We start from the raw sequence: 1,174 nt of genomic DNA, 5'->3' as shown, positions 1-1,174 counted from the left end.
GCCCGGCGCGAACCTTCAGCCGTACACCGACGCGGACAAACTCGAAGACATCGAGGAGTCCGTCTGGGGCCACAACGACATGAAAAACGCCTACCTCGACGGCCCGAAGGAGGCGGCCCAACCGGCGGGCAACTACGTTACCGTCCCGCTGAACATCCACCGACTGAACAACCTCTTTTACAACGTCGAAGTCGTCGAGGATGCAGGTGTCGACCCCGCGAGCATCGACTCGCCGAGCGCGCTCGTCGACGCGATGGCGAAAGTCGAAGAGGCAGGTTACGTCGGCATGGCACAGCAGACGAAGTCCGCGTGGTCGACCGGTCAACTCTGGGCACAGGTACTCCTCGGCGAGTACGGTCCGGACGTGTACGCCGACGTGACCGCTGGCAACGTCGAAGCCAACGCCGACGCCGTTCGCAACTCGCTCGACATCGTGAAGCAGTTCTCCGAGTACTACCCGAACGACGCAGGCTCTATCTCGTGGCAGGACGCCAACTCGAAGCTCATCGAGGGCAAAGCGGCGTTCTTCCACCAGGGCGACTGGGCCGCGGGCATGTACCGCGGACAGGACGGCTTCGAGTACGAGACGCACTGGAACCACGTTCCCTTCCCGGGAACCGACGGCGTCTACGCACTCAACATGGACTCGTTCCCGATGCCGACGAACAACCCGTCGCCCGAGGCGACGAAGGCGTTCCTCCGCTACGTCGGGTCGGTCGACGCACAGGAGCGATTCAACCCGAAGAAGGGCTCTATCCCGCCGCGGACTGACGTGCCGAAGGACGCTTTCGGACCGTTCCTCCAGAACCAGATGGACGACTTCGCCAACTCCGAGGCACAGCCGCTTTCGATTCAGCACGGTCTCGCCGTCGCGCCCGACGCGCTCACCGCCTTCGGCGACGCGATGTCCTCGTTCATCTCCGGCTACGATGTCGAGGCCGCTTACGCCGACATAAAGGCGGCATTCGAGTAAGGCACACACCCATCACCTTTCGATAATGTCACTTCACATCCTCAAGCGACTCCTAGGCCGTGACCGGGACGACGGCCCGCCGGTACGCACCGACGGCGGGACGACTTCGACCGGCGGCGAGGCGTCCGCCACTGACGAGGCCGACCTCGGCGCGCTGCTGTCGTTGCTCCGCGAGAGCGAGGCAGTCCAGTCCGCACCGTT

General features: G+C 64.1%; 1 protein-coding gene. It reads left to right on the top strand.

Going from position 1 to position 1,174, the window contains the following annotated elements:
- The coding region (locus QT222_RS00865; protein WP_491475995.1) for an ABC transporter substrate-binding protein at positions 1–973 on the top strand (973 nt) is incomplete at its 5' end.
- Positions 974–1,174: the final 201 nt, after the last annotated feature.

The organism is Haloferax sp. s1 (assembly GCF_058382125.1).
The sequence above is the reverse complement of the archived record's forward strand: the minus strand, read 5'-3'. Positions and strand labels throughout refer to the sequence as shown.